The organism is Arthrobacter sp. Y-9 (assembly GCF_029690065.1).
Lineage (GTDB): Bacteria > Actinomycetota > Actinomycetes > Actinomycetales > Micrococcaceae > Arthrobacter_E.
Genome location: NZ_CP121463.1, coordinates 3,322,119 through 3,341,600 on the forward strand (window position 1 = coordinate 3,322,119; position 19,482 = coordinate 3,341,600).

The 19,482-nt window shown below is 72.1% G+C and carries 18 protein-coding genes and 1 riboswitch; of the genes, 8 read left to right on the forward strand and 10 right to left on the reverse strand.

Annotated elements, in window-relative coordinates; translation table 11 throughout:
- Positions 1-46: 46 nt before the first annotated feature.
- The 7 genes from P9849_RS15090 to amiA all read right to left on the reverse strand — a co-directional run bounded on the left by P9849_RS15090 (position 47) and on the right by amiA (position 8,292).
- Complete coding sequence (locus P9849_RS15090; RefSeq protein WP_278267532.1) at positions 47-1,723, reverse strand: ABC transporter ATP-binding protein; 1,677 nt, start codon at positions 1,721-1,723, stop codon at positions 47-49.
- A complete protein-coding gene (locus P9849_RS15095) occupies positions 1,720-3,474 on the reverse strand; it encodes an ATP-binding cassette domain-containing protein (RefSeq protein ID WP_278267533.1) in 1,755 nt (584 codons plus the stop codon). Before P9849_RS15095 ends, P9849_RS15090 begins: the two co-directional genes overlap by 4 nt.
- A 39-nt stretch (positions 3,475-3,513) precedes the next feature.
- A complete protein-coding gene (locus P9849_RS15100) occupies positions 3,514-4,815 on the reverse strand; it encodes a hypothetical protein (protein ID WP_278267534.1) in 1,302 nt (433 codons plus the stop codon).
- Between the two features lies 1 nt (position 4,816).
- On the reverse strand, positions 4,817-6,283 hold the full coding sequence (locus P9849_RS15105; protein WP_278267535.1) for a YcaO-like family protein: 1,467 nt from the start codon (positions 6,281-6,283) through the stop codon (positions 4,817-4,819).
- Entirely contained in the window at positions 6,280-7,320 is a 1,041-nt protein-coding gene (locus P9849_RS15110) for a CocE/NonD family hydrolase (RefSeq protein ID WP_278267536.1), read from the reverse strand. Before P9849_RS15110 ends, P9849_RS15105 begins: the two co-directional genes overlap by 4 nt.
- Before the next feature lie 20 nt (positions 7,321-7,340).
- Complete coding sequence (locus P9849_RS15115; protein WP_278267537.1) at positions 7,341-8,093, reverse strand: hypothetical protein; 753 nt, start codon at positions 8,091-8,093, stop codon at positions 7,341-7,343.
- Between the two features lie 97 nt (positions 8,094-8,190).
- The gene (gene amiA / locus P9849_RS15120; protein ID WP_243874664.1) at positions 8,191-8,292 is read right to left on the reverse strand and encodes a streptamidine family RiPP; all 102 of its coding nucleotides are present in this window, start codon (positions 8,290-8,292) and stop codon (positions 8,191-8,193) included.
- A gap of 96 nt (positions 8,293-8,388) precedes the next feature.
- On the opposite strand from amiA, the gene P9849_RS15125 reads away from it, so the two are divergent.
- From P9849_RS15125 to P9849_RS15160, 8 genes are all read left to right on the forward strand, one after another.
- A complete protein-coding gene (locus P9849_RS15125) occupies positions 8,389-9,678 on the forward strand; it encodes a hypothetical protein (RefSeq protein ID WP_278267538.1) in 1,290 nt (429 codons plus the stop codon).
- The gene (locus P9849_RS15130) at positions 9,675-11,612 is read left to right on the forward strand and encodes a prolyl oligopeptidase family serine peptidase (RefSeq protein ID WP_278267539.1); all 1,938 of its coding nucleotides are present in this window, start codon (positions 9,675-9,677) and stop codon (positions 11,610-11,612) included. Before P9849_RS15125 ends, P9849_RS15130 begins: the two co-directional genes overlap by 4 nt.
- Before the next feature lie 187 nt (positions 11,613-11,799).
- A riboswitch (SAM riboswitch) is annotated at positions 11,800-11,906 on the forward strand.
- Positions 11,907-12,142: 236 nt separating this feature from the next.
- Positions 12,143-12,403 (forward strand): DUF1737 domain-containing protein, encoded by a 261-nt coding sequence (locus P9849_RS15135; RefSeq protein WP_066216424.1) that lies wholly within the window; start codon positions 12,143-12,145, stop codon positions 12,401-12,403.
- Positions 12,400-12,801 (forward strand): rhodanese-like domain-containing protein, encoded by a 402-nt coding sequence (locus P9849_RS15140; protein ID WP_278267540.1) that lies wholly within the window; start codon positions 12,400-12,402, stop codon positions 12,799-12,801. Before P9849_RS15135 ends, P9849_RS15140 begins: the two co-directional genes overlap by 4 nt.
- 3 nt (positions 12,802-12,804) lie before the next feature.
- Positions 12,805-14,010: an O-succinylhomoserine sulfhydrylase gene (locus P9849_RS15145; RefSeq protein WP_278267541.1), complete on the forward strand. Its 1,206-nt coding sequence runs from the start codon at positions 12,805-12,807 to the stop codon at positions 14,008-14,010.
- A 243-nt stretch (positions 14,011-14,253) separates the two neighbouring features.
- Positions 14,254-14,517 (forward strand): hypothetical protein, encoded by a 264-nt coding sequence (locus P9849_RS15150; protein ID WP_278267542.1) that lies wholly within the window; start codon positions 14,254-14,256, stop codon positions 14,515-14,517.
- A 214-nt stretch (positions 14,518-14,731) separates the two neighbouring features.
- On the forward strand, positions 14,732-14,953 hold the full coding sequence (locus tag P9849_RS15155) for a hypothetical protein (RefSeq protein ID WP_278267543.1): 222 nt from the start codon (positions 14,732-14,734) through the stop codon (positions 14,951-14,953).
- A 214-nt stretch (positions 14,954-15,167) separates the two neighbouring features.
- Positions 15,168-15,431, forward strand: coding sequence for a hypothetical protein (locus tag P9849_RS15160; RefSeq protein ID WP_278267544.1), 264 nt, complete (start codon positions 15,168-15,170; stop codon positions 15,429-15,431).
- Positions 15,432-15,561: 130 nt separating this feature from the next.
- Here the strand turns inward: P9849_RS15160 and P9849_RS15165 are convergent, their stop codons facing one another.
- The 3 genes from P9849_RS15165 to P9849_RS15175 are packed head-to-tail and all read right to left on the reverse strand — an operon-like array spanning position 15,562 to position 19,008.
- Positions 15,562-16,431, reverse strand: a complete 870-nt coding sequence (locus P9849_RS15165) for a transglutaminase family protein (protein ID WP_278267545.1) — start codon at positions 16,429-16,431, stop codon at positions 15,562-15,564.
- A complete protein-coding gene (locus P9849_RS15170) occupies positions 16,428-17,354 on the reverse strand; it encodes an alpha-E domain-containing protein (protein ID WP_278267546.1) in 927 nt (308 codons plus the stop codon). The genes P9849_RS15165 and P9849_RS15170 overlap by 4 nt, the downstream gene beginning before the upstream one ends.
- Positions 17,355-17,409: 55 nt before the next feature.
- Entirely contained in the window at positions 17,410-19,008 is a 1,599-nt protein-coding gene (locus P9849_RS15175) for a circularly permuted type 2 ATP-grasp protein (RefSeq protein WP_278267547.1), read from the reverse strand.
- Between the last annotated feature and the right edge of the window lie 474 nt (positions 19,009-19,482).

Sequence of the window (19,482 nt, forward strand, 5' to 3'; positions counted from 1 at the left end):
GCGGCGGAGGTCCGGGTCGTGACGGGCCGGGCCTCCTACGGACCTCCTACCGGACGGCGGCCGGCTCGAGGGTGACCGTCCGGTCACAGACGGCCAGCGTGCTGTCCCGGTGGGAGACCACCAGAACGGTCGTCTCCTCCCTCAGACCGCGGATGACGTCCAGGACGCCCTCCTCGGAGGGGCCGTCCAGGCTGGCGGTGGTCTCATCGAGCACCAGCAGCCCCGGTTTCAGGAGCAGGGCCCGCGCCAGGCAGAAGCGGGCCCTCTCCCCACCGGAGAGGCTCGTGCCGCGCTCCCCCAGGACGGTGTCCAGCCCACCGCTCCAGCGCGGACCCTCCAGCGGCAGACCCACTCGCCGCAGCATGACCTCGGCATCCGCGCGGTCCACGTCCGGGACCGCGAGCCGGAGATTGTCCAGGACCGTCCCGTGGAAGACCGGGGTGTCCTGCTCGACCATCGTCACCATCCTCCGGAACTCGGGCTCGGGGATTTCCCGAAGCCCGGCACGGCTTCCGTCCGTGCCATTGAGGGTGATCGCCCCGGAATCCGGGGACCACAGGCGCACGATCAGGCGTGCCAGCGTGGTCTTCCCGGCGCCGGAGCGCCCCCGGAGTCCCAGCAGCTCACCCGGCTGCACGGTCAGGGTGAAGGGCCCGAGAGGCGGCGAGCCGTCGTCGTGCCGGAAACGGACATCCCGCACGGTGAGCCCCAGCGGCCCGGCCGGGTGGAAGCCGACCGGCTCCGTGAGCGGAGGCTCTTCGGATGCCAGGCCGATGCCGTCGAGGACGCGGCGGGCACTGGCCCGGTGCGGCTGGAGCTGGGTCACGGTCGCCGCGGCATCGGCGACCGGGGCGAGCAGCGTGAGCGATCCCGCCACCAGGGCGGGTACCCACACGGGATCCGTCCCTTGGCCGAGAGCGGCGAGGAACACGGACACGACCGTCAGGAGCACACAGAGTTCCCGGACCGATCCCGCGAGCGCCAGCGCGGCGGCGAGCCGCCCTTGCACGGCGTCCACTGCTGCGGCCTTCCGCGCGAGCTGGGCCTGCACGCGGTCCTGAAGGCCGAACCCCAGGATCTCGCGCGTTCCGCCGAGCAGATCCACCACGGTGGCGGAGACGTCCGCCCGGGCATCCTGCACCGCTTCACCAAGCGCGGTGGTGCGCCGGGCGCCCAGAACCGTGACCAGACCGAGCGCGAGGGTCCCTCCGAGCAGCGAGAGGGCGACGCCGGGCGCCTGCGCGACCAGGAGACCGAAGCCCAGCCCGAGCAGCACCACGGCCCCCGCCAGCTGGGCGATCGTGTGGGCGTAGAAGAACTCCAGCTTCTCGACATCGCCCATCGCGGTGGCCGCGAGCTTCCCGGTGTGCTGGCCCCGTCGACGGGACGGCTCCCCGCGGGTGAAGCCGTCGAACAGGGCCATCCGCAGGGCGGCGAGGATCCGGTACGCGATGCTGTGCGACACGTCCATCTCGTGCCACGTGAGGACGGCGCGCAGCACCACGGCGGAGACGCCGGCCAGCCACCACCCGGGCGCGGCGGGTTCGTGCCGCAGGACGGCGAGCGCCACCACGGTCGAGCCCGTCACCGCGAGCGTCACCAGGGCCAGGTTGTTCAGGAGCCCGACGACGGCGGTCCACACCATCCCGGGCCATTCGCCGGTCAGGTGCGGGATCAGGGCGAGGAGCGGGCGGCGCGACCCGCGATCAGACGAGGCGCTCATCGCTGGGCTCCTTGCGGTTCGGAGGAACGGGTGGTCTGGTGGAGGGCGGCGTCGGACAGATGGAGCACCGTGTCCGCGGCGGCGATCGCCTCGGGCCGGTGCGCGATCATCAGGACCGTCCGCTCGCGGGCGTGGTCCCGCAGCCCCGCGAGGACCTCCTCGGCCAGTTCGGGGTTGAGAGCCGAGGTGGGCTCGTCGAGCAGGAGGACGGGGCGGTCCGCCAGGAGTGCGCGGGCGATCGCGAGCCGCTGCAACTGCCCTCCCGACACCGACCCCCCGGCCTCGGACAGCACGGTGTCCAGCCCGTCGGCCCACGTGTCCAGCTCTCCGGCGAGACCGGCCTGCCGCAGGACGCGGAGCAGGTCCTCGTCCGTGGCCGCGGGATTCACCGCGGTCAGGTTCTCCCGGAGGGTGCCCGGGAAGAGGTAGCTGCGCTGGGAGACCACGCCCAGCTCGCTCCGGAGCAGGGGCCTCCCGTCCAGGAGGATCCGCCCCTCCGCGGCCGGGAGGAATCCGAGGAGGAGATCGAAGAGGGTGCTCTTGCCCGCGCCCGAGGCTCCGGCCAGAGCGGTGATGCCCCCGGGGCGGAGTTCCGCCTGGGCGTCGCGGAGGACCCAGGGCGCCTCCGCGGAATAGCGGAAGGAGAGCCCGTCCAGGACCAGACGGCCCCCGGCGGGGCTGACAGGGGCGACGGCGGTGACGCCGGGGCCGGGCCGTGCGCCGGACCCCGAGGGCCCGGCGTCGGGCGGTCCGGCGGAAGTCGCCTGCGTGACCGATCCGCCGCCGGCCGCGTCGATGCTGCCGAGCGCCGACAACCCGAGGTACCCCGCGTGCCACTGACGGGCGAGGTCGCGCACCGGACGGAAGACCTCGGAGGAGAGGAGCAGCATGAAGTACACGACGGCGGCCCCCGCGACGCCCGCCGGCGGCCCGGCTCCGAGAGCGCTGAAGGAGGCCAGCGCTGCTGCGGCGAGCAGCCCGGCCTGGATGCCGAGGTCCGTGAGGGCGGTGTCCGCGAGGGAGACGCGCATGGTGGCGACGGTCGCGCGATGGAGCTGGTCCGAACGGTCGTCCAGCCTGGCCCGGACACCGGGGACCGCGTGGAGGATCTTCAGGGTGCGCATGCCCTGCAGCGCTTCCAGGAAGTCGGCGCTCAGTTCCTCATAGCTGTCCCAATGCTGTCGTCCGCGGCGTGTGAGCAGCCGTCCCCAGAGCCGGGGCGCCCCGACCGCCACGAGCACGGCGGCCACGAGCACCAGCGCCAGCCAGGGGTTCAGGAAGGCGATGCCGACGAGCAGGACAGGGCAGAGGATCTGCAGTTGCAGGGCGTGCGGGATGTACTGGCTCAGGTACAGGTCCACGCCGTCCACCCCTTCCGTGAGGGCCAGGCGGCGCGCGCCCGTACGTTCGGAGGTGTCGTGCAGGCGGTCCGGTTGCAACAGACGGTCCAGCAGGTTCTTCCGGAGGTCCCGGCGGACCGCGGCGCCCAGCGAGACGGCGAGGCGGCTGTGCAGCTGGAGGAGCGCGCAGCGGAGCAGTCCGCAGAGCAGGACGGCCCCGAGCGGGGCGATCGCGGGATGCGCCGCGAGCGCCTCGCCCCGCGACGGCGCGGCCAGAGCCGCGAGCGCCTGAGCGAGGAACCAGGCCTGCGCCCAGTAGCTCATGGTGCTCAGGCAGAGGACCGCGGTGACGGCCGTCAGACGGCCCCGGTGCCCCAGGCTCAGCGCCAGGAGCCTCTTGTCAACGAGCATTCCGGTGTCCTTTCCGGGAGGGACGGTGTTGTCGGCGGGTCATCGTCCGGCGCCCTGGGTTCTGTTGACCTGGGTTCTGAAGCCCCGCCCTCTGAACCCGAGGCCGTGGAGAGTCGGGCGGCCCGGGACGCCGCCGGTCCATCCGCTCACCGGACGGAAGGCGAGCCGCGGGCCCGCGTCCTGGGGGCCGTCCGCAAGAGAGGCGTACAGGATGTGGGCGGCCAGCGATGCCGCCCACCACACGTCCCGCGCGTCCGGCACACCGTCGGTCTCGAACAGGACCAGCCCGTCCAGGGTGGACAGCCAGCGCTGACAGGCCGCGCGCTCCGCGAGGCCTGGGTCCTGCAAGGCGGCCCGGCCCACATCATCGGTCCTGCTCAGGAGGGTGATCCGGCATCCCGCGGGCTGCTGCCCGGGCAGCGTCCGCCGCGCCGTGGTCAGGAGGTCCCGCACCGCGGCGACGGCGGCCTCCGCCGCGGCGCCGTCGCCGTCGTCGGGCGGTACAGTGTCCAGGGCCGCGCTCCGGCGCTCCCGCAGCGCCGCGGGACCCGTTCCCGGCAGGCCCTGGTACGGCAGCACTGCGGGGGCGGGGCGATGCGCAGCGGCCCAGTCGGCGATCTCCGGCAGCAGACGCGGCCTGCGCTCGGGAACGGGCAGCGGCCCGGGTCCGGCCGACGGGGTCGCGACACCGGGCAAGAACCCCTCCAGGGACACGGCGGCGAGGGCGAGTTCCGGCCCGGTGGCGGGCCACTGTTCCTTCCACTCGCCGTACCCGGGCAGATCCGCCAGAGCGGCCAGCGTCCCCGGCTCGGACCGCACCTGCGCCGCCGTCACCCCGTGCCATGCCGCATGATGCGCCAGCGCGGCCGCCGCATAGGCCGTGTCGGAGAGCAGCAGCGGCAGGGCGCGGTGGTGGTAGCGGGCGGCGGTCCGCTGCGGCAGCACGGTGAACACGACGACGGCACCCCGGCCGACGGCCCCTCCCGGAGGACCGCTGCGGCGCAGCAGGATCCCCTGCTCGGCATCGAAAGCGTAACGTCCGGGAGGGACGTCGCACCCGGCGCCGCACACCAGGTGGACCTGGACCGGATAGCACGCTCCCGCGGACGGCACGGCGCGACGGCGGATCGTGCCCGGGCGTCCCGTCGCCGGGTCGGGGTGCAGCTCAGACCCCCAGAACAGGGTGCGGACCAGGGACAGCACGGGCACGCGGGCCATCCCGGGGAGGGCCCGCTGGATCCGCCCCGGCCACTGGTTCACCCGCGGTCCCGGAGGTTCGGGAGGTCCGGGGATCTCCGGGGAGAACGCCCGGAGCAGCGGGTCGACGGGAGAAGTCGTCATGTCACATGTGGGGCGGCGGGACGAGGGTGAAGTCTTCGGGTCGGTGCGGAGCCGCGTCCCGCCAGCCACGGTCCAGCGCCGCCTGGGCGAAGCGCGGGCAGCCCAGGTAGGCGAACGCCGCCGGAGCATTCGGCACCAGTCCCCCGACGACGGCGCGCACCACCCTCAAGCCGGTCTGCGCGACGTCCGCGGTGGTCAGATCCCGAAGGTGGACCGGGTGCCCGGCCTCCCGCAGACGCGCATACACGTCCGGCAGGGGGACGCCTGCCACGGCGTCGATGTCCACGAGGCCGAGCTCGGGCGCCATGAACCGGGACGCGAGGTGGTGCACCCGGGGATCCAGCCACAGCTGCACGTGGGCGCCGAGGTCCCGGACCGCGGAGAAGTGCTCGCCGGCGTCGTCCAGGTAGGCCCGGTCCTCGCGATGGTCCAGATAGAGACCGCGGGCCATGAGCCCGGCCTCCACCGCCTGGAAGACCCAGCCGTCGGCGTCCTGGCAGCCCTGCGTGTAGATCCAGGTGTGGACCGCTTCGAGGACCGCTTTCCGGGCGGCCTCCGCTGGGTCGGTGCGGCACGCGAACCCGGCCGCGTACAGGCCGGTGTCCGGGTCGTGCACCAGGGCGGCGACGCACGGCGCGAATTCGCTGGGCATCTCCACCACCCAGTACTCCAACCGGCAGCCGGCCATGTCCTCGACGAGTCCCGGGACCGACGCGGGCCGGATCCCCCGCACGGGGCCGCCGAGGTGCCACCACAGTTCCAGGGCGTCCCGTTCGATGACTTCGAGCACCGCCCGGTCGGCGGCGTCCTGGAAACCCTGGCCGGTCGCGATCCCGGCGTAGTTGAGGTGGTGTACGCGTGGCAGCTCACGGAACCGGCGCTGCCGCCAGTTCAGGTACACGAGGCTCGCGGGAAGCCAGCAGTCGGTGGAGCCGGAACCTGCCGCGGCGCCGTCCGCCGCGGTGGCTGGCCCGGCGGCGGGCGCCGCGGGCTGCGGGACGCCGTCCGGCTCCGCGGTCGTGCAGCGGACCCACAGGGTGCGGACGTCGTCCTCGAGGTTGCGGTAGGGGAAGCCGGCCCGCCCCTCCTGCCAGGGCGCGAAGCGGGGCAGCGTGTCCAAGGGCGCGGGGCGGAGGCCCCGCGCGCGGAGTTCGGCCGCGGTCGCGACGAGGTGGTCGCCGTCGTCGAGATCGGCCGGGATGAAGTTGCCGCAATACCGCTCCATGCCCTCTGCGACGGCGGCGATCCAGGCCTGGCGCTCGTCCCCGAAGGTGGTGCCGAGCGAGACGCGGTCGGCGGGCCAGTCGCCCAGCCAGCGGGCGTCGGAGACCTCAGCGGTCATGGAGGTGTACGCCGGAGGGGCGTGCTCGGGCGTGAGCACGGAACGGACCCTGCGGATGATCCCGGTCTGTTCATCGACCAGGGCCTGCAACGGCAACGGGCTGGCGGGTGGGGCGGCGAGGTTCATGGGGTTCGGGCTCTCTGCTGTGATCGGTGAAGCGGCGACGAGGACGGGACGGCCAGGAGCTCGTCACGGACCGCGGGGGTCCAGGCGGGTTGATCGGTGTCCCGGGCGCCAAACACCCAGGTGCGGGCGTGACCCGGTGGGCCCTCCGACCAGGTGCGGATCCGGTGGAGCAGGCCACCCGCCGCCCGCAGCGCGGCATGCTGGCGCGGTTCCAGATCTGCTGCGAGCCGGTGTCCCCACGGCCCCCAGAGCAGTTCCGTGCGCCCCTGCTTCCAGGCCCCGGCGAGGCGGAGCGTCTCCGCGGCGAAGAAGTCCCGGCTGCCGCCGATCACCAGGAGAGGCGTCCGGAGCGAGCCGTAGCGGGCGGTGAGATCGAGGGGCCTCGCCTTCCAGAGCCGCCGCCAGGCCGCGGAGGCGCCTGGACCGTGGACACCGTCCTCGACGACACTCAGCACCCCGTGCCGCCCGGCCTGCTCATGGAGCCGGTCCAGCGCATCGTCCGGGAGCGGCGGACCGGATTCCCGGGCGAAGCCGTGCTGATGCCACCAGCCGATCCGGTCCCTCAGGCGCGGGCGCCCCTGGGGATCGTGGGCGGTCTCGAACAGACCGAGTGCCGGCACCATCGCCACGACGGCGACGGCGGGTTCATGCCGTCCCGGACCAGAGTCGCCGGGGTCCCCCAGCTCGAGCGTCCGGGCGGCTTCCAGCGCGCAATGGGCGTCGTAAGACGCACCGGCGAGCAGAACCTGGCCGCGCAGCACGCCCTGTGACGCCAGACTGCGGACGGTGGCGGCGCCGTCGTCGCCCTCGGAACGATAGGGGCGCCAGTCGCCCTCGGAGCCGTACCGGCCCCGGACGTCCTGGACCACCACGTCGAATCCGGCGCGGTTCCAGGAGGCGGCCTGCGCACGGTGCTGAGAGCGGCCATAGGGGGTCCGGAGGAGGACGGTTCCGCGGCTCGGCGCTGACGTGCCGGAGCCGGACGCCGGGTAGTGGTCGGCGAGCAGACGGCAGCCGTCGGCGAGCGTGACGCTCACCGTGCGAGGAGAGGCGCCCGTCACCGCCGCCTCCCCGGATGGGGCGCCGGTTCGGGATAGGCGAGGACGGGATGCCCCGTGGCGACAAGAGTGGTGGTGTCCAGGCGCCAGAGGGTGCGGCGGTGCTCGTCGAGGGCGGGTGTGTGGTGCTGCCAGTCGGTCAGCACGGTCAGGAGCCGTGCGAAGAAAAGGGTGTGGGCCGCAGCCGGCAGTCCGTCGAGGAAGCCGCCGGGCTGCTGGCGGTCGAGCCAGGCCTCCAGCTCGGCAGGGGCGGACGACGCAGCGAGTCTGCGGCGCAGGACCTGGCGGGAGTCGGGGTCGCCGTCGTGCAGTCGCAAGGGGTCGATGAACAGCAGACCGCCCTCGCGGTAGCAGCGCAGCACGGCGGTTCCCGCCGCCGGGAGCCGGTCGGCCAGACTCCGCTCACCGGGGGTCTCCGCAACGTGCAGCAGAATTCCCGGCAGGTGTCCGCCGGAGGTCACGGCCTGGGGTGTGACGGTGCGGAGCCGGAGGGCTGAGCCCGGAAGCCGGGTCTCCAGCTCGCGGATGAAAGCCGCAGGGGCCAGGATTCCGACGTCCGCGCGGCCGGCCCTGGGGGCTGTACGGACGCGACGGCGGTCCTCCAGCTCGCCGCGGATGCGCGCTTCGAGCGCCGGGCCGAGGGCGGCGATCCCGTCGCGCTGCTCCGCCAGGCGCAGAAAGGTCCCGTCCTCGGTGCGCACGGTGGTCCGCCCCTGGACTTCGAAGGCGTCGACGGTGTGGATCGTGGGCATGGTCCCTCTTCGCGCATGGTGGTTTCCGGGTCCGGCGGGCTGTGCTCCCGGGGGCGGGCTGCCGGCCGCCCGCCCCCGGTCAATGCTCAGTCGGCGCTCAGTCGAACGGGTTCTCGACCAGAGCGTTCGAGTGCGTCGCGGAGAGGTGCGCGAGCTGTTCGGTCTCTTCAACATCAACCAGGACCTTGGTGTTCTCCATGGCTGGTCTCCTTTCGGTGTGGGTGAGCGCTGCCGTGCGGCAACATCGACAGGCTATCGTTAATGAGAATCATTCTCAAAATCGGAAGGAATCGCCATGTCTTCAGAGCTTCTTCTCGTCGCCGACCAGCACGCCGGCACCGTCCACTTCCTCGATCCGGGAGCCGGCGCCGAGGTGTCCCGGCTGGACCATGTGGTGCTGGCCGAGCACGCCGGGGTGCTGGGTCTGGGCGGCGGACGCTGCGCCTTCGTGGACGACGGCGGCGGAGCCGTCCTGGTGGTCGACCCGTTCCGTCACGGCGCCGCGGCAGGCGACGGGGTGCAGCGGATCCCGGTGGCCATCCCGGGAGAACACCTCGCCTGCGACCCCACGGGGCGGTACCTCGCCGTCACCACCGGCCTCGGCGCCGCCTGGGAACCGTGGAGCGATCTGCTCACCGTGATCGACCGCGACGCCGACGGCGGCCCGCGCTCCCGCCGCATCCGCACCCGGGCCGGGGAGCCGGGAGTCGTGGTCACCGGCGGACGCGGGGAGCCGCGCGTCGTCCTCCGGCACCGCGAACCCGGGGCGATCGAATCCCTGCCGTTCCACGCCGTGCTGGAGCAGGGGGTTCACTGCCCTCCGCTGCGCGGAGAGATCCTGGACGGCTTCCCGGCCGACGGTCACGGCGATGCCTACGACCCCGCCACCGGGACGCTGTACGTCGCGACCGGACGCGGCCTCGAACAGGTGGACGTCAACGGTCCGGAGCCGCGTACGCGGGAGGTTCTGCCGTGGATCGCGCCGGGCCGCGCGTACTTCCTGCGGTTCGACCCGGAACGGCGTCTCCTGGTGGCCGTGCTGCGGGAGGGCGGCGGGAATCCTCGCGAGTGGACGTCCTGGACCAACCGCCTGTGGGTCCATGACCTGGGCTCCGGCCACACCCGGATAGCGCCGCTCAACGACGGCCTGATCTTCCGCTTCGCACTGACCGCGACGGGGGTCGCCGTCGCGTCGGTGCACCCGGACGGGGACCGGCTGACCGTCCTCGACCTGGGCGTGGCGGGCGTTCCGGACAGCCCGGGGGCTACGGGCGGCGCGGCCGAGCCGGACAGCCCGGCCGGTCTGCCGGTCCGTGGCCGCTGGGACCTGCCCGCCATGGACCACGCCCCGCGTCCTGGGCACGAGCCCTGGGACGACGCCGACCGGCGGGCCATCGCCGCCTCCCCCTCCTCCGAGCTCGTGGCCGTCACCCGCGGCGGCCACGGCGAGCTGCACCTGGTGGACACCGCCGCCCCGGGGACGACGTGGCGCACGATCCGGATGGAAGGCCCGCTCCGCGACGGCGGCCACCTGGCCTGGATTTCAGACTCGACCGACGGACCCCGGGACACGGTGGGCCGGTGAACGGCATCCCCGGTTCCGGCCCAGGTCAGGAGCATTTCCGGCGGCTCTTGCGGCGCTGGGACACCAGTCCGCGGCAGGGGATCCCCCAGCTCTCGGGGGACGTGGCGGCGTTCCTCTGGCGCGGCCGTGACGACGCCCACTCCGCGTTGCACGTCGCCTCCGCGACCGCGCTCCGGAAAGCGTGGGACCTGCGCTCCGGACCGCCCCCGGGGACGTCTCCGGGGACACCGTTGCCCGCTCCGGACGGACTGCTGGTGCGGGGATTCGCCCTCGCCCCGGACGGGGCGCAGGTGGCGGCTCTCCTCAGCGGCGACGGCGACGAACTCGCCCAGGTCTGGCTCCTGACCCCTGGCCGTCCCGCCCGTCCCCTGCGCGGCGCCCACTCCTGGCACGCCGTCCCCGTGTGGACCCACGGCGGGGAACGGCTGTGGATGCTGGACGGCAAGCCCGGCGCGCAGCGCCTCGTGGGCTGGTTCCTGAGCGACGCCGACGACGGAACCCCACCGTCCGGGCGGCCCTCCGTCCTGCCGTTCCCGGACAGCCTGGTGGACGACCTCCAAGGGCGGCGCCTCACCCTCGGAGCCGACGGGGACGCCCTCACCCTGCGCTCCCGGGCTCCCGGGCGCCCCGAGCAGCAGTGGACGCACGACGGCGACGCCTGGGTCCCGCTGAAACCCCCGGGCCCGGCCGGCGGCCCTGATTCTGGCGCCCAGCGGCCTGGGCCGTCAGGGTCGGAGTCGTCGAGGTCAGGGCCGTCGGGGTCAGGGTCGGCTCCGGCGCCTGCGCGTCCGGGAGCGACCCCGCGCCCGGACCGCCCGGGCCAGGCGCGTCCGGCGCCCGAGCGCGTGCTGGCCCGGCTCGACACACCCGCCGGGACCCTCCGCGCGGTGGAACGCGAGGGCATCACCACCCTGGACCTCGACGGATCGGACCTGGTGCGGCTGGCCCCGGCCGAGCGACTCCAGGAGCTGTCCCTGAGCCGGACCGCGGCCGGTGACCCTCCGGACGGGACGCTGTGGATCCGCACCGCATCCCCCGAACGACCGTCCGCCGTCGCGTGTCTGCCCCTCACGCATCGGCCTGGGGAACCGTCCTCCACGCCGCACCGAACCGGCGGCCCGGAGGACATCGTCCATCGGCGGCTCCTGGGCACGGCGGACGACGGGACACCCGTGCCCGTCGTCGTCTCCATCCGGGCGGACGCGCTCGGGCCGGGCGGCCTGCCCCGGAGTCCAGCGCCGCTCCTGCTGAGCTGTTATGGCGGCTTCGGGGTCCGCCACCACCCCGAGGCCGAACCGAGTGTGCCCGCGTGGCTCGAGAGCGGTGGCGTTCACGCCGCCGCCCAGCTGCGCGGCGGCGGCGAGCTGGGGCCCTCGTGGCACGAAGCCGGCCGAGGCTCCGGCAAGACGCGGACGGTCCGGGACCTGCTCGACGTCGCGCGCTTCCTCGCCGCGGAAGGCTGGACCACCCCGCGTCAGACGGTCGCGGTGGGGGCTTCGCACGGCGGCTTCGTCGTGACGGCCGCGGCGCTCCGGGAACCATCCGCCTTCGGCGGCGTGATCGCCGTGGCCCCGCTGCTGGACATCGTGGACCTGGACCGGCACGGCCTGGGAGGGCAGTGGCGCCACGAATTCGGGGCGGACGGGGAATGGCCGCCGGAGGAGCGCGCCGCGGCGTCGCCTCTCCACGTGCTCCGCGGGACCGGACACTTGGACAAGGCCCCGGCCCTGCTGTGCTGCGTCATGGGGCGGGACGAACGCGTCGACAACGAGGCGGCTCGCGAGTTCGTCCGGCTGTACCGGGACCGGGGCGGCCTCGCCTGGCTCCGCGAAGAGGAGGGCTCCGGGCACGGCCAGCGGCGGGCCACGGAGGTCCTCGATTTCTCGGCCACGGTGCTCGCGTTCGCCCGGGCCGTCGCGGACCGGTGCGACTGACGCGCCTTCACCCACGGAAACGTGGTTCACCCCCTGAAATTTCCGGGGGTGAACCACGTTTCCGGGGGTGCGGTTTCCGTCGACGATTGCGTCGCGGTTTCCGCCGCCGTTTCCTCCCGGTTTCATGACACAAGATGAAGCCTCCCGTCACACTTCTCCCCGGGGGCTGGTGCTAGATTTTTTGCAGAGTAACGAGCACCGGTGACAAGCCCTGACTGACCGGTCGGCAACCCTCCACACGCGGCGGGGTGCCTCAGGTGACTACTCGGCATGTGTCAACTGCAAGCGCGAAGGAGCCCCACTTGCCTGCCCGCAAAGAACCCACGTCCGCCCCTGCCGGAACCGCCAAGGCCACGACTCCCCGGAGCACCACGGCCAAGCCTGCCACCCGGGCTCCGCGCACCACGAAGGCTGCGGCCGCCAAGCCGGCAGCCGCCAAGGCCTCCTCCGCGAAGGCCGCCACGACGACGGCGACCGCCCCCGCCGCCGAGCAGACCACTGTGGCCGTGCCCGCCGTCGCGCCCCAGGACGTGACGGCCGAAGCGCCCGCCCGCCTGCCCTACCGCCTCTTGACCGGCCCGGACACCCGCGAGTTCTGCGAGCGGGTCTCCGCCGCCCTGGCCGATGGGTACATCCTCTACGGGAGCCCGTCCGTGACCTTCAACGGGGAGACGGTGATCGCGGCCCAGGCCGTCGTCCTGCCGTACGCGCCGCCCGCGCCGCCGGCCCCCGTGGTCGACCCGTACGCCGTCCCCGCCACCGGCTTCGCCCCCTACGGCGGTGCCCTGTGAGCTACGCGGGTGACCTGACGCCGCAGCAGGCCTGGGACAAGCTCAAGGACGGCGCCATCCTCGTGGACGTGCGCACCGAAGCGGAGTGGGCACACATCGGCCGCCCGAAGGCCCCGTCCGGCGATCCCTTGTTCATCCAGTGGAACCTTGCCGGCGGCGTGCCGAACCAGGGGTTCCTCACGGAGCTCGCCGAGCAGGCGCCGGAGGCGGGCACCGCGGACCTCGTGTTCCTGTGCCGTTCCGGGCAGCGGTCCATCGCGGCGGCGGAAGCCGCGACGGCGGCGGGCTGGTCCGCGTACAACGTCCTGGAAGGCTTCGAGGGCGTCCCGGACCGTTTCGGGGAGCGCACCGTGAACGGCTGGAAGAACAGCGGCCTGCCGACCACCATCGGAGCGTGAGGCATGGCGTTCAATCCTGAGGCCGCTTCCTGGTCGCCGGCCACTCAGGCGGTGCGTGGCGGGCTGGACCGCACGGGCTTCTATGAGACCTCCGAGGCGCTGTTCCTGAATTCGGGCTTCGTCTACGACTCGGCCGAGGCCGCCGAACGCGCCTTCACCGGTGAGGACGAACGCTTCGTCTACTCGCGGTACGGCAATCCGACCGTCGCCACCTTCCAGGAACGGCTGCGGCTGCTCGAAGGCACCGAGGCGTGCTTCGCCACAGCGTCCGGCATGTCCGCGGTGTTCACTGCTCTCGGCGCGCTGCTCGCCGCCGGGGACCGCGTGGTCGCTGCACGGTCGCTGTTCGGGTCCTGCTTCGTGATCCTGAACGAGATCCTGCCGCGCTGGGGCGTGGAGACCGTGTTCGTCGACGGGCCCGATCTGGATCAGTGGCGCGAAGCCCTGTCCGTGCCGACGCAGGCGGTGTTCTTCGAATCGCCGTCGAACCCGATGCAGGAGATCGTGGACATCGCCGCGGTCAGCGAGCTCGCGCACGCCGCGGGCGCCACCGTGGTGGCCGACAACGTCTTCGCCACCCCCATGCTGCAGCGCTGCACGGATCTGGGGGCCGACGTCGTCGTGTACTCCGGGACCAAGCACATCGACGGCCAAGGGCGCGTCATGGGCGGCGCGATCCTCGGGACGAAGGAGTTCATCGACGGGCCGGTGAAGAACCTCATGCGGCACACGGGGCCGTCGCTGTCGAGTTTCAACGCCTGGGTGCTCACGAAGGGTCTGGAGACGCTGGACATGCGCGTGCGGCACTCATCCGCCTCCGCCCTGAAGCTCGCCGAGTGGCTCGAGCAGCAGCCGCAGGTGACCTGGGTGAAGTACCCGCTGCTTCCGTCGCACCCGCAGTTCGAACTGGCGAAGCGGCAGATGAGCGCCGGCGGCACGGTCCTGACCCTCGAGCTCGCGCCACTGCCGGGCGGCACGGCCAAGGACGCGGCGTTCACGCTGCTCAACGGCCTGAAGGTCGTGGACATCTCGAACAACCTGGGCGACTCCAAGAGCCTCATCACCCATCCCGCGACGACGACGCACCGCGCCATGGGCCCGGAAGGCCGGGCCTCGATCGGGCTGGGTGACGGCGTGGTGCGCCTGTCGGTCGGGCTGGAGGACGTGGACGACCTGATCCGCGACTTCGAGCAGGCGCTGGCAGGCTAGCGCCCCTGGAATGTGAGGTCAGTCGATGCCGCGTGATCGGTGATCATGGGGCATCAACTGACCCCGCATCACGTCCGGGCCGGGTCTCGCCTCGCCTTGTAGCCCACGCGTGCTATAACAACCCCGACCATGGGGAGCACTCCATGGGTACCCCTACCCATCGACGGTTCGTGCGCGGTCCGGATAGTTTTGAGTCAACAGAAACCGGGCAGGCCGGGTTCACCACGAGCAAGGAGTAGGAAAATGGCAGTTTGGGGTGCAGACGTCCAGCAGCTTCGCGCACTGGGTAAGAAGCTCGAAGCAGGCGCACAGGCCATCGATGAGCAGCGTAACCAGCTCACCAGCGCACTCAACGGCGTCCAGTGGATGGGCCCGGACGCGGACAAGTTCAAGAACGAATGGCAGTCCCAGCACGTGCCGGCCCTGAACAAGGTCGCCGAAGCACTGCGCACCGCCGGCAAGAGCGCGGCCAAGAACGCCCAGGAACAGGAAACCGCTTCCCACTAAGCGGCCCACCCCACCCACGGCGGGGAACCTGGACCCACACCCACGGCGGGCACCCCACACACGGGGCGCCCGCCGTCGGGCATTTAAAACACAGCCCCGCCCCGCACCCTGCCGCGAGAGAACAGCTCACGCCCCCAAAACCCCGCTGAAAGGGCACCAACTGCTCCCTCGCGGAGTGGGGGGCGGGCTGCTGAGGCGATAGGGTCGGCTCTTGATGACTATTCAGCATTTCCTGCGGGAGTACTCGGAAACCCACTCGGCGACGGCCGCGCGACGCGTCGTCGGGTACGCCATCGGGGCGATGATCCTCGGCCTGGCGGTCTGCGCGATCCTCGGCGTGATCCCCGCGTGGCTGTTCTGGGTGGTCGCGGGCGCGGAGCTGATCACGGACGTCGTCCTGACCCGCGGCTGGATGCGCGAAGACGCTCAGCGGTGACTTCCGGGCACCCCCGCCCGCCCCTCGCCGCGAGAGAACAGCTCACGCCCCCAAAACCCTCCCATGAGGGCGCCAACTGCTCCCTCGCGGAGTGGGGACGCGAACTCGCCAGCATGGGGAGCGCTGCCCATCGACTCGGGGGCAGGGGCTGCGTACGGTGATCGCAGGATCCCCGGCCGCGACAGCCCCCGGGCAGAACACCGAGGAGGATGTCATGGCCGTATGGGGCGCGAACGTCGAGCAGCTCAGGACCCTGGGCAAGAGGATGCAGAAGGGCGCCGACGTGCTGAACGACCAGCGCACCGCCCTCTCCTCCACCCTGAACAGCACGCGGTGGATGGGTCCGGACGCGGAGAAGTTCCGGACCGAGTGGGATTCCACCCACGCCCCGGCGCTGTCGAACGCGGCCCACGCCCTGAGCGTTGCGGGCACCGCCGCCGCCCGCAATGCCAACGAGCAGGAGCAGGCCTCGCACTGAACCGATGGCGGTGCCCTGACAGGCCACCGCGAGGGAACAGCTCGCGCCCGCAAAACGACGCGGAGAGGGCGCCAACTGTTCCCTCGCGACACGGACGTACGACGACGGCGGGTGCGCACCGCCGCCCCCCCTACGCCCGCACGGAGTCCCAGGTCAGCCAGGTCATATCCACCGAGACCTCCAGCCGTGAGCCCCCGCCGCCGGACAGGATGCCCTTGAGCGGCGCCACGTCGCGGTAGTCCCGGCCGCGGGCCACCACCACGTGGAAGTCCCCGGCGGCCTTGTGATTGGTCGGATCCCAGCTGTGCCAGGCGCCGTCCCACCATTCGAGCCACGCGTGGGACTGCCCGGCCACGGTCTGGCCCGGGTCGGCCTCCGCCCGCGGGTGCAAGTAGCCCGAGACGTACCGGGCGGGGATCCCGAGACTTCTGAGGCAGCCGATGGCCAGGTGCGCGAGGTCCTGGCAGACCCCCTGTCGCTGCGCCCACGCCTGCGCCGCGTCGGTGTGCACGCCGGTGCTGCCGGGCATGTACGTCATCTCGCCCCGCAGCCTCGAGAACACCTCCTCCGCGGCGGCCTTCGGCGTCGGCCGTCCGGCGAGCGCCGCCACCAGTTCCGTCGCCTCCTCGCCCGGCGCGGACAGGCGCGTCTGGGGCAGATGGTCGCTGAACTCGTCCTGCACCGCTCGGCTGGACAGCTCAGCCCAGCCGAGCGGTTCGCCGTCGGGCGCCGGAGCCTGTTCGCGGTTCACGTCCACCGTGGCGGTGGCCACCACTTCGAGCCACTCGTGGGGCTCGTGGACTTCGAACGTGGTGACCTGGGTGCCCCAGTAGTCGGCGTACCGGGCCTGGGTGGCGCCGGGCCGTTCGACCGTGATGCGCGAGCCGAGCACCGTCTGCCCGGGCTCCGTGGGCGGCGTCATCCGTGCTTCGTTGTAGCTGACCAGGACCGGCTTGTTGTAGTGGTATCCGGTGCGGTGCACGATCTTCAGACGTGTCATGACAGTTCTCCCACCCAGGCCTGCTCTTCGCGGGCGCTGTAGTACCTGCGGGCGATCTCCTCCGAGGCCCGCGCCACGGATCGCTGGATGCGTTCCATGTGTTCCGGCAATTCGTCCATGAGGTTCTCGCTGCGGTGGAACTCCAGGAACGTCCTGGCCTGGCCCACGATGCGCCGGGCGTCGTTGAACATCCCGGAGCGCTGGTCGCTGGGCTCCAGCAGGGCGAGGGCCTCGTCAGCGTTCTTGAGCGAGTAGACGATCGACCGCGGGAACTGCCGGTCCATGAGCAGGAACTCGGCGGCGTTGCGGTCATCGAACGCGGCGCGGCGCGTGCGCAGGAACGACTCGTACGCCCCGGCGCAGCGCAGCATGTTCACCCAGGACACGCCCGCGGGGTTGGCGTCGCACGTGGCGAGCATCCGGGCGGTCATGTCGGCACGCTCCAGGGACCGGCCCAGGACCATGAACAGCCAACTGTCGTCGTGGCTCATGGTGCTGTCCGTCAGGCCGCTCGTGGTGGCCGCCCGCTCGATCACCCACTGGCAGAAGCGGTACGTCCCCGCCACGTCCTCGCGGTGCCGGCTGAGCCCGAAGTACGTCGTGTTCAGGCATTCCCACAGGCTTGTGGAGACGGTCTCCCGGGCCCGCCGGGCGTTCTCCCGCGCGGCTCCGAGGGCTCCGGCGATCGACGTCGGGCTCGACCGGTCATAGGCGAGGACGCGCAGCAGCTCCGGCAAGGTGATGTCCTGACGGTCCAGGGGCGACCCCATGACCTGCAGCAGGTCCCGGGCCACCTGTTGCTGCTGCTCCGGCGGCAGATGATTGAGGCGTTCCAGGTGCACATCGAGGATGCGCGCGGTGCCGTCCGCGCGTTCCACATAGCGTCCGATCCAGAACAGGGACTCGGCGATCCGGCTCAGCATGATGTCCTCCTGACGTACGGTGCGGGATGGGATTGACGACGACGGCGCGCGGCACTCATTGCTGCTGCCCCGCCTGGGAATCGCGCCAGCTGGTCTCCACGGGCCACACGCTCGTGCGTGCGCTGTGGCCGAACCGCCGCCGTGACGGCCCGGGGTCCGCCGCACCCGTCTCCTCCCCCAGCACCCACGTGTCCTTGGACCCGCCGCCCTGGCTGGAGTTGACCACGAGGCTGCCCTCCTTGAGCGCCACCCGCGTGAGGCCGCCCGGCAGCACCCAGACGTCCTCGCCGTCATTGACCGCGAAGGGCCGCAGGTCCACGTGACGGGGGCTGAACCGCTCGCGGTGCAGGGTGGGGACGGTGCTCAGCTGGAGCACGGGCTGGGCGATCCAGCCGCGGGGGTCTTCGAGGAGCTGCCGGCGAAGGGTGTCGAGCTCCTCCCGGGTGGCGTCGGGGCCGATCACCAGACCCTTGCCGCCCGAACCGTCCACGGGTTTCACCACGAGTTCGGGCAGCCGGTCCAGGACCTCCTCGCGGGCCGCGTCCTCCTCGAGCCGGAAGGTGTCCACATTGGCCAGGATCGGCTCCTCGCCCAGGTAGTACCTGATGAGGTCCGGGACATAGGAGTAGATGAGCTTGTCGTCGGCCACCCCGTTTCCCACGGCGTTCGCGATCGTCACCCCGCCCGCCCGCGCCGCGTTGACCAGGCCGGGGCAGCCCAGCATGGAATCCGCACGGAACTGCAGGGGATCCAGGAACTCGTCGTCGAGGCGCTTGTAGATCACGTCCACGCGCTGCTCCCCCGAGGTGGTCCGCATGAAGACCTGATTGCCGCGGCACGTGAGGTCCCGGCCCTCCACGAGTTCCACGCCCATCAGCCCTGCCAGGAGGGTGTGCTCGAAGTACGCCGAGTTGAAGATGCCCGGGGTCAGGACCACGACCGTCGGGTCCTCCACGCCTTCCGGGGCGGTCTTCCGCAGGGCCGAGAGCAGGCGGCGGGGGTACTCCTCCACCGGGCGGATGGACTGCTGGCTGAAGACCTCCGGCAGCGCCTTCGCCATGGCCCTCCGGTTCTCCAGGACGTAGCTGACGCCCGACGGGACGCGCACATTGTCCTCGAGCACGCGCAGCGTGCCCTCGCCGTCGCGGACGATGTCGATCCCGGACACGTGCACCCGGACGCCGCCCGCCGGACGGAAGCCGTGGACCTGGCGGTGGAAGTGCTTGCTGGACGTGATGAGCCTGCGCGGCAGGACGCCGTCGCGCACGGCATCCTGTGCGCCGTAGACGTCGTTCAGGAAGGCCTCCAGGGCCCGGACCCGCTGGGCCACGCCTCGTTCCAAGCCCTGCCATTCCTGGGCGTCGATGACGCGCGGGACGATGTCCAGGGGAAACGGCCGTTCCTCGCCGGCGAAGTCGAAGGTGACGCCGCGGTCCAGGAAGGTGCGGGCCATGGCCTCCGCCCGGGCGGCGATGTCGTCCGGGGTGAGCCCCGCGAGGACCGACGTCAGCTGGCGGTAGGAGCCCCGTGCTGTGAGACCCGCAGCCTCCGCACCTCCGCCGGCCGCAGCCGCGATGAACATTTCGTCGAAGGCTTTCGAGCCGGCCAAGGCCCCCGAATAGCTGGCGAACAGATCCGATGATGATGCCGGCATGACCCCTCCAAAGACCGCGGTGAAGCTGAGGAAACAGAGCTTCCCACCGGGATGTGTCAGGCGGATTTCCAGCAGTCACCCCACGATGTCCAGGGTGTTTCCGGCGGGTGTCCTGGCCGGTCAGCGCACCGGGGCGGCGGCGCCCGGTCCCGTGGCGCCGGGCGCGCACCACGGGACCGCCGGCTTATTCGCGGGAATGTGACGCGGGACGGAGCCTCCCAGCCGTCCTGGGCAGGGAACGCACGACGCCGGGGCGCCGGACCGCGCGACGCCTCCTCCTGTGGGGAGCACCGCCGTCATGGCGGGCTGTTTTCAGCCCGTGACAACATCGAATCACGCCGGAAAACACCGGAATCCCATGGTTTTCGGCATGGGGGAGAGGTTCATGGGGAGCACTCCCCATCGACGGCTCGTCCAATCATTGGATAGTTTGTTCTCAGAGGTTCACGGAAACGAACCACCACCCGCCAGGGA

Bases quoted from the DNA above. Each gene is read 5' to 3' on its own strand.
- P9849_RS15125 (WP_278267538.1), top strand. From the start codon at position 8,389: ATGTCTTCAGAGCTTCTTCTCGTCGCCGACCAGCACGCCGGCACCGTC.
- amiA (WP_243874664.1), bottom strand. From the start codon at position 8,292: ATGGAGAACACCAAGGTCCTGGTTGATGTTGAAGAGACCGAACAGCTC.
- P9849_RS15170 (WP_278267546.1), bottom strand. From the start codon at position 17,354: ATGCTGAGCCGGATCGCCGAGTCCCTGTTCTGGATCGGACGCTATGTG.
- P9849_RS15105 (WP_278267535.1), bottom strand. From the start codon at position 6,283: ATGAACCTCGCCGCCCCACCCGCCAGCCCGTTGCCGTTGCAGGCCCTG.
- P9849_RS15145 (WP_278267541.1), top strand. From the start codon at position 12,805: ATGGCGTTCAATCCTGAGGCCGCTTCCTGGTCGCCGGCCACTCAGGCG.
- P9849_RS15160 (WP_278267544.1), top strand. From the start codon at position 15,168: ATGGCCGTATGGGGCGCGAACGTCGAGCAGCTCAGGACCCTGGGCAAG.
- P9849_RS15165 (WP_278267545.1), bottom strand. From the start codon at position 16,431: ATGACACGTCTGAAGATCGTGCACCGCACCGGATACCACTACAACAAG.
- P9849_RS15155 (WP_278267543.1), top strand. From the start codon at position 14,732: ATGACTATTCAGCATTTCCTGCGGGAGTACTCGGAAACCCACTCGGCG.
- P9849_RS15115 (WP_278267537.1), bottom strand. From the start codon at position 8,093: ATGCCCACGATCCACACCGTCGACGCCTTCGAAGTCCAGGGGCGGACC.
- P9849_RS15100 (WP_278267534.1), bottom strand. From the start codon at position 4,815: ATGACGACTTCTCCCGTCGACCCGCTGCTCCGGGCGTTCTCCCCGGAG.
- P9849_RS15175 (WP_278267547.1), bottom strand. From the start codon at position 19,008: ATGCCGGCATCATCATCGGATCTGTTCGCCAGCTATTCGGGGGCCTTG.
- P9849_RS15095 (WP_278267533.1), bottom strand. From the start codon at position 3,474: ATGCTCGTTGACAAGAGGCTCCTGGCGCTGAGCCTGGGGCACCGGGGC.
- P9849_RS15090 (WP_278267532.1), bottom strand. From the start codon at position 1,723: ATGAGCGCCTCGTCTGATCGCGGGTCGCGCCGCCCGCTCCTCGCCCTG.
- P9849_RS15150 (WP_278267542.1), top strand. From the start codon at position 14,254: ATGGCAGTTTGGGGTGCAGACGTCCAGCAGCTTCGCGCACTGGGTAAG.